This is a genomic window from Rhizobium sp. AN5 (assembly GCF_900215255.1).
Classification (GTDB): Bacteria; Pseudomonadota; Alphaproteobacteria; order Rhizobiales; family Rhizobiaceae; genus Agrobacterium; species Agrobacterium tumefaciens.
Genome location: NZ_OCMJ01000003.1, coordinates 413,547 through 426,798 on the forward strand (window position 1 = coordinate 413,547; position 13,252 = coordinate 426,798).

At 56.6% G+C, this 13,252-nt stretch carries 10 protein-coding genes; 6 read left to right on the top strand and 4 right to left on the bottom strand.

Annotated elements, in window-relative coordinates; all coding sequences use genetic code 11:
• Window positions 1-53: 53 nt before the first annotated feature.
• Window positions 54-824 carry a helix-turn-helix domain-containing protein gene (locus CRP02_RS05310; RefSeq protein WP_097170478.1) on the bottom strand — a complete coding sequence of 257 codons (771 nt, stop codon included), beginning with the start codon at window positions 822-824 and terminating at the stop codon, window positions 54-56.
• 909 nt (window positions 825-1,733) lie between these two features.
• On the opposite strand from CRP02_RS05310, the gene CRP02_RS05315 reads away from it, so the two are divergent.
• From CRP02_RS05315 to CRP02_RS05335, 5 genes are all read left to right on the top strand, one after another.
• Window positions 1,734-2,696: a fibrinogen-binding protein gene (locus tag CRP02_RS05315; RefSeq protein WP_097100137.1), complete on the top strand. Its 963-nt coding sequence runs from the start codon at window positions 1,734-1,736 to the stop codon at window positions 2,694-2,696.
• A gap of 152 nt (window positions 2,697-2,848) precedes the next feature.
• Window positions 2,849-4,870: a hypothetical protein gene (locus CRP02_RS05320; protein ID WP_097171251.1), complete on the top strand. Its 2,022-nt coding sequence runs from the start codon at window positions 2,849-2,851 to the stop codon at window positions 4,868-4,870.
• Between the two features lie 76 nt (window positions 4,871-4,946).
• A complete protein-coding gene (locus tag CRP02_RS05325; RefSeq protein WP_097170479.1) occupies window positions 4,947-7,175 on the top strand; it encodes a type I secretion system permease/ATPase in 2,229 nt (742 codons plus the stop codon).
• Between the two features lie 8 nt (window positions 7,176-7,183).
• Window positions 7,184-8,548 carry an HlyD family type I secretion periplasmic adaptor subunit gene (locus tag CRP02_RS05330; protein WP_038494081.1) on the top strand — a complete coding sequence of 455 codons (1,365 nt, stop codon included), beginning with the start codon at window positions 7,184-7,186 and terminating at the stop codon, window positions 8,546-8,548.
• A gap of 138 nt (window positions 8,549-8,686) precedes the next feature.
• Window positions 8,687-9,181 (top strand): hypothetical protein, encoded by a 495-nt coding sequence (locus CRP02_RS05335; protein WP_013761578.1) that lies wholly within the window; start codon window positions 8,687-8,689, stop codon window positions 9,179-9,181.
• 19 nt (window positions 9,182-9,200) lie between these two features.
• On the opposite strand, the gene CRP02_RS05340 is transcribed toward CRP02_RS05335, so the two are convergent.
• From CRP02_RS05340 to CRP02_RS05350, 3 genes are all read right to left on the bottom strand, one after another.
• Entirely contained in the window at window positions 9,201-10,469 is a 1,269-nt protein-coding gene (locus tag CRP02_RS05340; RefSeq protein WP_097100134.1) for an O-antigen ligase family protein, read from the bottom strand.
• Between the two features lie 7 nt (window positions 10,470-10,476).
• Entirely contained in the window at window positions 10,477-11,763 is a 1,287-nt protein-coding gene (locus tag CRP02_RS05345; protein WP_179783944.1) for a polysaccharide biosynthesis/export family protein, read from the bottom strand.
• A gap of 194 nt (window positions 11,764-11,957) precedes the next feature.
• Window positions 11,958-12,638 (bottom strand): sugar transferase, encoded by a 681-nt coding sequence (locus CRP02_RS05350; protein ID WP_097100133.1) that lies wholly within the window; start codon window positions 12,636-12,638, stop codon window positions 11,958-11,960.
• Window positions 12,639-13,023: 385 nt separating this feature from the next.
• Here CRP02_RS05350 and CRP02_RS05355 point away from each other — a divergent pair, with 385 nt between their 5' ends.
• Window positions 13,024-13,233, top strand: coding sequence for a hypothetical protein (locus tag CRP02_RS05355; RefSeq protein WP_143539309.1), 210 nt, complete (start codon window positions 13,024-13,026; stop codon window positions 13,231-13,233).
• Window positions 13,234-13,252 lie beyond the last annotated feature (19 nt).

The following is a 13,252-nucleotide window of genomic DNA, read 5'->3' on the forward strand; positions in this document are numbered from 1 at the left end:
AGCATAACCTCTGCTTGAAACTCGCGTCCTTGCGGCATCAGGCCGCCAGATGTTCAGTTTCTCCAGCCGGAGATAGCCGCGTCGTCATCCTTGTGAAAGAAGCGCGACGCTGCCTCCGTTCGGTTGCGCACATTCATCTTCTTGTAGATGTTGCGAACGTGCACCTTTACGGTATTCTCGGACAGGTGAAGCCGGTCGGCAATGATCTTGTTTTGCGTTCCCTTGCAAAGCAGGTCGAGGATCTGCACCTCGCGCGTCGTCAGCGCCGCCATTTCACTCTTGCTGACGGCAAGAGCATCGGCGCGGTTGGCGATCACGGCGTTGCTTTGAACGCTTTTGCCGTTCACGGCCTGGGAATAGGGGGTGAGCTTGCCGAGAAGGGCAGCGGGAAAATGCTCCCCGCCCTTCATGAGGAGATCAACCGCCGCCATGAAAACGTCGAGCCGCAGATTAAGCGGCAGCACGCCATCGATGATACGCATCCCCACCAGTTGCTTCAGCGGCTCCTCAAACTTGTCGATGGTTTCGACGACAAGTGCAATCGGGGCGTCCGGATGCTTTTCGCGGACTGCCGAAAGAACGGTATGAAGCCGCTCGCCCGACATGCGGTAAGGCAGGACCAGCCGGACATCGGCGCCATAGTCATCGTCGATCGTTGCCGACGACATAACGCTCATCACAGCGAATGTAGGGAACTTTTTGCCCAGCGCCTCCACGAGGCACTCGGAAAACAGGTCCGGATCCGCGATGATCAATAAAGTTCCATTTATAGGCGCAACGGCTCCACTTTGTTTTGCCGCATAATCTGAAGTTCCCATGAACATCGACGTCTCCCCTAAAGCGCTACGCATTACGTTCTTTTTGGTTGTGTGCTCTGTCATTCGCCGGGACACCCCCTAGAAACAAATGGGGCAACTCCCGCTTCACGCCATGTCAACTATCATTAATTACCCGTTAATTAAGGAGGCTAATACGAAAAGCTGTGCAAAGAAATGGCCCAAATGGGTTATTTATTGCAATTGACGTACAAAATTGGTTACGCCCGTAATGAATCGTTCACCCCGGAACCATTGCAAAAACAAACACATCGGAAAAGCTTTCGCTGCGGTTTTGCAATCCGGGAAAATATAACTTTTGGTTGATATCCCTTTACATACCTGCCCGGCAAACGAGCTTCCGGAATGTGCCATTTCGGGATAGGGACCCTTTCCACCGCCATTGACAATATTTTTCGAAAAAGCAGCTTTTCCCGGCCTGAACACAATTATTTGCGTCTGAACCGGTGGCAAATCTCCATGCAAACCGCCCTCCAACATATATATTGGTGGTAAGGGTGCCGATATGTTTAGCCCGAATTGATAGCTAGGAAGAGCGATTTTTCTGCTGCACAGTCTGACCGTCGCTGCAAACAGTGACCGATGGAAAGACAACCCTGGCTTTGACGTGTGTTTGCAAACGCCGGTTCCTTTTCAAGCCATAACGAAAGCAAAAAGACGAAGCCACCGCGCTCCCAACGGAGCGAGGAACGGATTTGTGCGCCTTAATACCGAGTAGCGCACAAGGGCTGAACGAGAAGAGCCCGGTTACGGGCCGATGCCAAGCCGCAGATGAGACGTACCGATTGCATCTGCAGAACATCAATCTTTGTGCAACGCGGAGCAAGCGCGAAAAAATCCCGTTTTAGATGAGAGGGATTTCGAAAGCTGCTCCGAGCTTTTTCGGAGGAAATCGACATGGGTTACAATTCACAGCCTGCGGGCGACGACATCACCAAGATTGGCGCGCTTTCGGAGGGTTTCGCCAACACCTCGACCAATGACGCAGAGGTGGACGACAGCAACGTCGGCACCGCAAACGGTGAAAACCGCAACAACGACAACAGCGACAACAGCACCAATGTGGATGTTGACGCCAAAATCGACGTTGCAGTGGGCAACGGCGACAATCGCGACAACGACTATGACTGGAGCTATGACAGCAAGTCTTACAGCGACAACGATACGACCGTAAAGACGAGCACCGAAACCAGCACCGAAATCAAGACCGATTACGACTGGAGCTATGAAAGCAAGTCGTACAGCGACAACGACACCAACGTGAAGACGGTCACGGACACGGACACCAAGACCTTCTCCTACTCCGACGACGACACGACAACAACAACAACGACGACTTCCGACAGCTTCAACTCCGCTGACAGTTTCTACAAGTCGGATGACGACTTCGGCAACATCGCCGGCGTCAAGGATGTCGGCAATCTAGGCATCGCTGGCGGAGACCTCACCTTTAACCTCGGTGACGACTTCTCCTTCACACTTGATGTCGACAATATCCTCAACAGCTCGCTCAACGGCGAAGGCAACGACACGGGCTTCAGCCTTGTGCAGGCCAACCACCTGGCGGATCAGGATCAGGCCTGGGATGTCAGAATGGACAATGGTGGTGCCCAGAACCACCTGAGCGCGAATGCCGGCGACGCCTTTGGCGCAGAAGGCATGGACGGCAAGGGATGGGACCTCAAGGCCGGCGACGACGCTGCGGGTACCAGCACTGCCGATGCATCGGCTATCCTTGCAAACTCCGGCTTCCATCTGGAACTGGTGCAGGGTGCCAACATGCTCTCCAATGCCGTTGATGTCTCGGTCACAGGCGGTAACTCGCATGTTTCTGATACAGGCGAGGACAGCGGCTCCTGACGAGTACCTCTCTATGAAAAAAGCTGCACCGGCATTCGCCGGTGCAGTTTGCGGTTGAAGGACCGGGTTTGCGTGAAGACGAAGCACCGCCTCTTGGACGTGTGCCGCCCGCCGCCCCAGGCTCTGCCGCGATGATCAGGGAGGAACCTGCAATGCAAATCGACAGAATTTCAGACATGATTGCGCATTTCATCGGCCTGTTCGACACGGTGATCGAGGAAGCGCGTCTAAGAAGCAACTATGCCGAAGGCACGGCACACGCGAACCAAGACCGGTTGTCGGATGATGACGCGGCAAGACTGCTCGACAAGAACTACGACTTGCAGCTTCAGGATTACGATCCCGGCGTTAAATATCGCGCCGGCTATTACGACTTCGACTATCTGCAACCGCATTTCGCCCGCATGGTCGAACACGACATGCAGCAGCTTGCAAATGCGATACCGGTCGATATGTCAGCCGCGCATTTCCGTTTTCCGGGCAGTGTCTCCTTTGAGCAAGAACGCGAACTGGTGGTGCACACCGGCCCCGGCTCGGTTATCGCCCATGTCACGCAGGTCAATATTCTTCAGGACGACGACTATCTGAACATGACGGACGGCCCCAATGTGGCGCGCGACACCAGTTTCGTGACCCAGCGCACCGTCGAGTTCCATAACGAAGCAGCCGTCTTCACGCCCTTTTCCGTTTTCCAGCGCACCGACAGCTACGACGCGTTGCAAGCGCTCGCCAAATCAGCACATGATTATATCGACCATGCGCGCGAAAATGACGTGACGTCCCTTGGAACCGGCGCGGAACAGGATTTCGTTCTCGCCGGCAATGACATCAACAGCCTCTACATCAATGGCTCCATGGCAAGTGAAAAGCCAACGCTCGACGACTTCATGCCGGATCGTGGCATTGCCAAGCCCGCTGAAGAGCCGGAAAAGAGCGATGTTTCGCTGCATGAGGATAGCCCCGCCGGAAACAGCCTCGATGTGGCTGCCGGCGCAAATGTCGTCGCCAACATAGCAACGCTGGTCAATACTGCCGTCATGGCCTCCGTCACCACCGTCATGGGCGATTATCACCAGATCGACGCAATCACCCAGGCCTATGTCTATAGCGACCGCGATGAGGTCGATTCCGTTTTCACGCAGTCCGAAGACCATGCCGCAACCGCCGCCTACAATATTGCGACCTTCTCACGCAGTGTCTATCCGGGCGCGGAAAGCGCCGACAGCAGCCACGATAGTGGTGAAACGCCAATATTTCCCACCGCCTGGCGTGTCAGCGTCCTCGAGGGAGACGTGTCCTTCGTCCACTGGATCGAGCAGTACCAGTTCATCAGCGACAACGACACACTGACGGTTACCTCTTCGGGTGCCAGCGTCAGCTTGCTGAGCGGTGGCAACGCTGCCCTCAACATCGCCAATTTCCTCGGCATCGGCATGCAGTACGATCTGGTCATCGTCGGTGGCAATGTGCTGGACATGAACCTCATCAGCCAGATCGCCGTGCTTTACGACAATGACTGGATCCGCGCCAACCCCGACGCGCCTGAGGGCGCCACCGTTCAGTCCGGCAACAACCTGTTGTGGAACGACGCCAGCATCCACAATGTCGGCAGCAACGACCGTTTCGAAACCATGCCGGACTACATGGCGCAGACGGTGAAAGCGATTAACGAGCGTGATCCGAACATGCCGGACGCGCTTGCCCACGATGCCAATTTTGCGGGCTATCAGGGGATCAACGTCCTTTACATCACTGGCAATCTTTATGACGTCAGCATCATCAAACAGGTGAGCGTGCTGGGCGATTCCGACTATGTGACGCAGGCAGCAGCAAAGATTCTCGAAAACAACGAGAACGTCACGATCCATATCGATACCGGCAGCAACGCCGTCATCAATCTCGCGCAGATTATCGATTACGACAGCTTCGGTTCCACCACCTACGTCGCAGGCGGGCTTTATTCGGATGCTATCCTGATACAGGGCGGCATCATCGAAAACGATGCGTCGCAACCGGGTCACCAAGGCCAGCAGCTGGCAAACGAAGTGATCGCTTTTCTGCACGACGATCCCGCCACCATTCAGAATGAATCCGATGGCGTCATCAACGCCGGTCACGACATGTCGTGGTCGAGCGCGCATTCATCCGACGTCATGCAGGCGGTCACTGCATAGGTTTTGACAGGCGGGGAGAGACGCCAGCCGCCAAAGCCGCAAAAACCGCGAGATCACCGAGGGGATTAATAAAAAAATGGATCATATTTCAAGAAAAACCATTGCCGTCGGGCGCTCGCTGGACTTGCCGCTGGATCAGGATGCGGAAGACAGCAAGCTGACTGATGCCTGCATTTCGGCCATAAACGAGGCCGTCGAAAACCTGCGCCACCTGTCCGGCGCGGAACCAACGGCGAAAGCAGCCCCACCCTCCCCTGAGATCACACTGCCCCGGCCCCTTCCGCAACCTTCCCCAAACGCCGAACAACCGCAAATGCGTAACGTTCCGCAGAAAAGGCCAGTGCCGCCGCAGCAAGACCGGCGCCCCGCCTCGCCGCCGGAGCCGGAAGCAAAGGTGGACAATACCGAGCTGAAAAGCGCACCCGACCTGCCCTTCGTCAAGACCATCGACAATAATGACGGGCCTATCCGTGAAAACGAGCGCCGTCCGGTGACGGGCGGCGGCGGCAACGGCAAGGAGCCGACGGAGAATGGCGGTGGTGGCGGAGGCGGAGGCGGAGGCGGAAGCCAGAGCGGCTTCCACAAGCGCAGTGAACCCGTCAATTTCGCCGCCAGCCTCGCCAAGGGCATCGCCGCGATGCGGCGCAACATGGTGATCGTGATGCTGTTCACCGTCGCCATCAACGTTCTGCTGCTTGCCATCCCGCTCTATCTGTTTCAAATCTCGGACCGAGTCCTGACAAGCCGGTCCATGGATACGCTCGTCATGCTCACGGTCGCCGTTCTCGGCGCGGTTTTACTGCAAGCCTTCCTGGACGCCATCCGGCGCTTCATCCTGATGCGCACCGCTGTCGAGCTTGAAGTGCAGCTTGGCGCGCCGATCCTGTCGGCAGCGGCCCGCGCCTCCCTGCATGGCAACGGCAAGGACTACCAGATCCTGCAGGACCTGCAGCAGCTGCGTTCCTTCATTACCTCCGGCACCCTCATCGCCTTTCTCGATGCGCCGTTGATGCCGCTCTTCATCGTGGTGGTTTATCTTGTTCATCCGCATCTCGGCATCATCATCATGGTCTGCTGCGCGGTGCTGTTCATCATAGCGTGGCTGAACCAGCGTTTCACCGCCAGACAGTTCGCCGAAGCCTCGGGTTATCTGAGCCGCGCCAATTTCCATCTCGATTCCATGTCGCGCAACTCGCAGATCATCAATGCCATGGCGATGATCCCAGAGGCCGTGAAGATGTGGGGCCGTGAAACAGCCGGATCGCTGAAGTCGCATGTGGCGGCGCAGGATCGCAACATCATGTTCTCAGGTGTTTCCAAAGCAGCCCGCATGATTACACAGGTCGCACTCCTGGGTTGGGGCGCGCATCTGTCTCTCGCAGGCGAACTGACCGGCGGCATGGTGATCGCAGCATCCATCATTTCCGGCCGCGCGCTGGCGCCCATCGAAGGAGCGATCGAGGGCTGGCATCAGTTCAACAAATCTGCAGCCTCCTATAGCCGTATCAAGCAGCTTCTCATCACCTCACCGCTCAATTTCCCGCGTCTGCGCCTGCCCAATCCGGAAGGGCGTCTGGATGTGGAACGTATCCTTTTCGTGCCGCCGCCGCAGAAGAAGGTGATCTTGAACGGCATTTCCTTTTCGCTGAAGAAAGGTGAATCCCTCGCCATCATCGGCAATTCCGGTTCCGGCAAGACGACGCTTGGCAAGATGCTGGTCGGCTCCATCCTTCCCACTTCCGGCAATGTCCGTCTTGACCTCATGGACCTGCGCAACTGGGACCAGCGGCAATTCGGTGAAAGCATCGGTTATCTGCCGCAGGACGTGCAGCTGTTCCCCGGTACCATCAAGGCCAATATCTGTCGCATGCGTGACGATGTCGAAGACCGGCAGATCTACGAGGCGGCTGTGCTCGCCGACGTGCACGAACTGATCGCCGGTTTCCCGCAGGGTTACGAAACCGTGGTTGCCGCCGATGGTGCACCGCTTTCGGGCGGCCAGAAGCAGCGCATCGCGCTTGCCCGCGCCTTCTTCGGTGATCCAAAATTCGTGGTTCTGGACGAACCAAACTCCAACCTCGATACGCAGGGCGAACAGGCGCTGGCAAAAGCCATTCTGCACGCCAAGAAACAGGGCATCACCACCGTCACCATCACCCAGCGACCCGCACTTCTTCAGTGCGTCGACAAGATAATGGTGCTGAAGGATGGATCGGTCGCCATGTTCGGCGAACGGATGGACGTGCTGAAGGCCATTTCCGGCAATGGCCGGCAAAGTAGCCAGTCTCCGCAGATCGAGGGTTGAGGATCGTCATGTTCAAGAAAAAAACTGCCGTTGCCGTCGCAGAGGTAAAACCCCAGGGCCAGCTTGAGTGGTACAGCGAAGTGCCACGTTCCATTCGCCTCCACAGTTCAATCGGTCTTGCCGTGCTGCTCGCTTCCTTTGGCGGCTTCGGGTACTGGGCCGGCACTGCCCCACTCTCCGCCGCCATCATTGCCCAGGGCAGCTTTGTCGCCACAGGCAACAACAAGGTCGTGCAGCATCTGGAGGGCGGCATCATCAAGGAAATGATGGTCAGCGAAGGCGACACCGTCAAGGAAGGCGACGTGCTTCTGACGCTCGACAAGACGACGGCGCTCGCCAACGAGCGCATGTTCCAGCTGAGACGCCTTCGCCTCGAAACCATCGTCACGCGCCTGCGCGCCGAGGCGCAGGGCCAAAAAAGCTTCAAGGTGCCTGACATCGTCATGAAGGAAGCCAGCGATCCTGATATCAAATCCATCATCCAGAGCCAGAACATCGTGTTCCACAGCAAGATCGTGAAGCTCGACGAGCAGCTGAATCTCATCGAAAAGAATATCAAGTCGCTGGAGTTTCGTTATACAGGCTATGAGGGGCAGAAGCAGTCCTTCGACCGTCAACTGGCACTTTTGACCCAGGAGCGTGATTCCAAGGAAAGGCTTGCCAAGGACGGTGTCATCCGCAAGACCGACATGCTGGCGCTGGAGCGCGCGATTGCCGATGCCATGGGCGATATCGCCCGTCTGACCGGCGAGATGAACCAGAGCGAGGCTGAAATCGCTAAGTTCAAGCAGGAAGCGGTCATTGCCATCAACGCCAACAAGCAGGCTGCTCTCGACGCGCTCGAAACCGCCGAAGCGGATCTGGACAGCGTGCGCGAGCAGGTACGAGGTGCCGCCGAAGTGCTGGAACGCACCGTCATCCGCTCCCCCGTCAACGGTACCGTGGTGCGCGCCTATTACCACACGGCAGGCGGCGTTATCACGACCGGCAAGCCGATCATGGAAATCCTGCCCGCCCACGTTCCCCTGATCCTTGAGGCGCAGGTTCTCAGAACGTCCATCGACCAGTTGCATGAGGGCCAGACGGCAGCGATCCGCCTTTCGGCGCTGAACCGCCGCACCACGCCGGTTCTGAACGGCAAGGTCTTTTACGTCTCCGCCGACAGCATCGAGGAAAATGCAGGCCTGCAGGTTAAGGACGTCTATATCGTGCGCGTGCAGGTTTCAGACGAGGAGATCGCGAAGGTCCATAATTTCCATCCCGTTCCCGGCATGCCGGCGGATGTCTTGATCCAGACTTCGGAGCGAACCTTCTTCGAATATCTGACCAAACCTATCTCCGACAGCATGTCCCGAGCATTCAAGGAAAGATGAAGAAATACCGCTTTTCCAGGAAGGTTGGACGGCAGTTTTGCGTCTGGAAAATGCGGAACGCAGAATGGACCTACACTGTCAATCCCGTCCAGATCGGCATAGAATGCCAGTATAGGTCTGGTGGGGCGGGAGAACAGCATGGCGGCAATGTCTGATATATTGCTGATGGTCGGCAGGCTGAATTACGTGTGGACCAACACCGAAAGCCTGATGATCTATCTGATCGTCCATCTCCTGAAAGTGGAGAAGGAAGCGGCCATCGTCGTGTTTCTGACGCTCAACACCACGCGCGCGCGCATGGATCTCATCGAGCGTCTGGCAAAGCTTCCCTCAACGCCGGCGCCGGATCGCAAGACCATTCTCTCCATCATGGCGCGGCTCAAGAAAGAATCGAAGACGCGCAACAAATACAATCATTGCATCTACTCCTTCGACGAGAAGGGCGAAATCGCCAGCACCCAGCTCATGCGACTGGTGGAGGACGAAACCCAGGTCCGTTACGGCAAGGTAGAACGCATGGACGAGAAAGAAATCGAACACCTCGAGAAATCCATCGCCGACATCGTCTCCGTCAGCAAGGACATGTGGAGTTTCATCCACGCCAGCCCGCACGTCTCTTCGGATTACCTCTAGGATCGGGCAGCGCGAACGCTCAGGCTCTCGTTTGTAACCGCACGCCAATCGCGGGATGAGTTTCGCTATTCTGCATGGCTTTCGCCGGAAGGCACAGTTTTCCGGCGGCGAAATACAGCAGGAACGAACCGATCTGGAATGGGAAGATGATATCGATCTCCACGAAGGAGCGGACGACGAACAGCGCGCAGATGGCAAAGAGAATGACGCCCTGCGGATCGCTCTGGCGCATCAGGACCGAGCGCAGATGGCCGAGCAGCGTTCCGTAAAGCACCATGCCGAGCAGAACCATGCCGACGATGCCATTCTCCACCACAGTCTCGATATAGGTGTTGTGAAAATGGAAGCCGCTGCGTCCGGTGATGAAGAAGTCGTTCCACAGGCGCTCGGCATCGGCAAAACCCACCACCCAGAACCCCTGGTAACCAACGCCGAGGATCGGTGTCTGCTTTGCCGCTTCGATGCCCTGCTGCCAGAGATAGGTGCGTCCTGTCAGTGTCGAATCCTTGCCGAAAAGGCCGAGAATGGCATCAAGCAAGCCGAACTGCAGGGACGCAACCACCAGCAATATGCCAAGACCGCCAAGTGCGAAAAAGGTCATCTTGCGGTTGGCCGGTGAAAGCATGCCAATCGGGATGAAACCGATGATGAGGGCGACCACCGCCGCCGTGGTAATGGTGGATGTGGCCGATTGCGAAGCAATTAGGCTATAGGCCGATAAGAGCCCGGTGACGCCCGCGACCGGCAGCCAGATACCCCTTTGCTTGAGGATCAGCACGGATGAGACGGCAAAAATGACGCCGAGCGAGGCGTAAAAGCCAAGCTGGTTCTTCGATGAGAAAGCCCCGACGAAACTGTAGGTTCCATCAAGCGCATCGAAAAGGTGGACACCGAACAGCAGCGAATAGAGCAGAATGACGGTGATACCGATCAACGCCCCACGCGTCAGCGTGCGGATGGAGACCACCCGCATGGCGATAAGTGCACAGACGATATGCGTCATATACTGGATCGATGCGCGCATGGTGACCGATGCTGCCTCTGACCAGAAGCTCGACAGCACGGTCAGGATGCCGAAGGCGAATATCCACAGATAGCGCGGATAGTTACCCAGCACGCGCCGGTAATTGACCACTACAAGGGGCAGCCACATGCCATAATAGGCCAGAACCGAGATTTGCCCGAAACGCGACGAATAGGCGAAAACGAAGAATGACAGCGCAATCGCCGCCATTCCGTAGACTTCATTGCGTTCGGGATCGATCAGTGCCGATTTGGCGATCCGCATGAAAACCTCACTGCATCAGGATTTCGGACGAGACCTTGATGACGTCGCCTGGCTGGAGCAAGGCGTTTTCATCCACCTTCACTTCCTTCGGCTTGCCGTTTTCCTCACGCACCACGACGTAGCTGATTGTCGCGGATTTTCCCGACGGATCGAAACGGATCGCCTCAGCCGATTGTGCGAGCGCCTCCGACATCAATTCCCGGCTTGTACCCAGTTGCAGATTGAGCTTGTCGAGTTCCGCTTCCGTGTCCTGCAATTCCTTGGAGCGCTGTGCCACCCAGTCGTTGCGCAGGTTGATCTCATCCTGGGTCGCCTTGTTGATATCCTGCTTGGCCCGCAGCGACTGCGTGTCGATATCGAGCAGTGCAGCCTCCACCTCTGCTGCCCGTTCTTCCGCGGAAATACGCCGTTGCGATAGTGCAAGGCCCTGCTCGTTCAGCCGATTGACGCGATCTCGGTCCTCATTGGCAAGCTCGAGCTGGCGGTTTTGCGTTTCCGATTTCTTCTTCAGCGATTCGACTTCGCTTTCCAGGAGCGCATGCAGATCCGTCAACGCCTTAAGCTGCAAAGTGTAACGCTCGGTGCGCGATTTCATCAGCGCGCTTTCGCTGGCGAGAAGCGCGTCGATCTCGGCAATCTTTTCCATCTCCGGCGTCTTGGCGATGACCGTGTCACCCTTGACCTCGGCGATCAACCGCGCCTGACGGGCAAGCAGCCTTGCGCGCTGGTTGTCGTAAACGGCTGCGTCGCCGCGGGCATTGATGAAGTCGCGGGCAAAACGCTGCCCGGCATCGGAGCGCCGCAACCCACCGGCAAGGCTTACGGCCTTCAACACCGTGAGATTGGCAGCATAGGGATATTCGCCAGGCGTCTGTACATCACCGCTGAGGAAGATCGGCCGGAACTGGGCGATTTCGACAGAAGCCGACGGCAGGTTGCGAAGGGCGAACTTGCTCTGAAGCTGGGCTCCAATCGCCTCACCGACCTCCGCTGACGTCTTCCCCGCCACATCCAGCTGGCCGATGAAGGGCAGCGACAGCGCGCCGGATGGGCCGACGGAATAATCGCCGTTGATGACATCCCAGTTGCGGATGCTGCCATCGGCCGGCTGCCATTCGGCAACGCGGATGCGCAGCTTGTCGGCGGTGCCGAGCTTGTATTGAGCGCCTTCCGCAGCCATTGCGGAAAGCGGCGCTCCGAATGCGACGGATGCGACAAGCAGAAGGGCGGAGAAAGTGCGTCCGGCGGTTCTTTTTACAAGCGGACGGCTGGCGACGGCAATAGGACCGTTCATCGGGAAACTCCCTGTTTGCGGATCGCCGCGCGGGCGATCAGGCGATAGAGCAGCCGGACGGTGCCGGCTCCACAGCGCCGCAAAAAGCGGCCATTATGATTTGCACCAATGACGCACCCAAAGACCGGACTTGGGATCCCGGTCAGGGTGCGTGGCAAAACAAAGATCGATAAAGCCAAACTCAATATCGGTTTTCAGTAGCTTCCGCGTGAAAGGCACACGGCGGGAATGGTCTTGACGATGATGAAGACGTCCTGTCGCATCGACCAGTTCTGCACATATTGCGTGTCGAAAGCCACGCGGGTCTTGTAGCTTACGTCATTGCGGCCGCTGATCTGCCAAAGGCCGGTCAGGCCCGGACGGGTGCTGAGGTAATAGGCGGCATCGCTTTCGTAGTAGCTCAGCTCCTCGTCGACAACGGGGCGCGGGCCAACGACGCTCATTTCGCCGCGGATGATGTTGAGAAGCTGCGGCAGCTCATCAAGGCTGAGCTTGCGCAGCACGGCACCAACTGCGGTTACGCGCGGATCATTCTTGAGTTTGCGGGTCGCACGCCATTCCTCGGCGGCTTCCGGATTGGCGGCAAGATATTGCCGCAACATTTCATCACCGTTCATCGCCATCGTCCTGAATTTCAGGCAATGGAAATAGCGGCCATTATGTCCCACACGCCGATGCCCATAAAAGATCGGGCCGGGATCGGACAATTTCACCAGTGCGGCGATCAACAGAAAAATCGGGCTGAAGATGAGCAGCGCAAGCACGGCCGATGTCATATCGAAGCTGCGTTTTGCGATGCCCCCGATAGGGAAACTGACATCGAAGTCTTCGGAACTGCTGAGTGTCTGTTCAGCCGATTGGGTCGCGGACTTCATAGAGAGAACTCCATTTATGTTTTGCGATTGGTCGGTGCCCGGAGGCGTGTCTTTCCGTCTAAAAGAGATAACAAGTCTGTGTTCTGAATTTGATGCTAATGGATTTTTTGTAAGGCACATTGCCCCTGACCGTCTATGCGATTTCTTGCGAGAGCGGCCGATCAACGTCAGGGCAATATTAACGGTTGCATAAAAAAGCAACAAATGTGCCGGCGGCCATGTGTTGAGAGCATGGGTGCCGCTCCCGCATGTATTGCGTTTTCGACAACAGATAGTCTTTTCTTATATGTTTCTTGTGACTTAATCAGGTGAGACAGGAACGCCAAGAACAGCCATGCGTCGGGAAGAATATTAAATTTTTTTGCAGCGCAGCAAGATTGTGGCAATGCATATAAAATTTGACATATTAGCCGGGATTTTTTTGCCCGCACGCCAACTTCACCAAGAAAAAGCGATGGAAAAATTGCAAAAGCGGCGCAAAAGCGGCAAAATAATGGCAGAAACCCGTATCAAAGTTTGGTCGGATCGTAGAAAATCTCTTCGGCTGGACCATATTATCTCCGGCCACAACGGTCAGACCACCATTCCGGCGTAACTTTACGCGAAAAGCCATG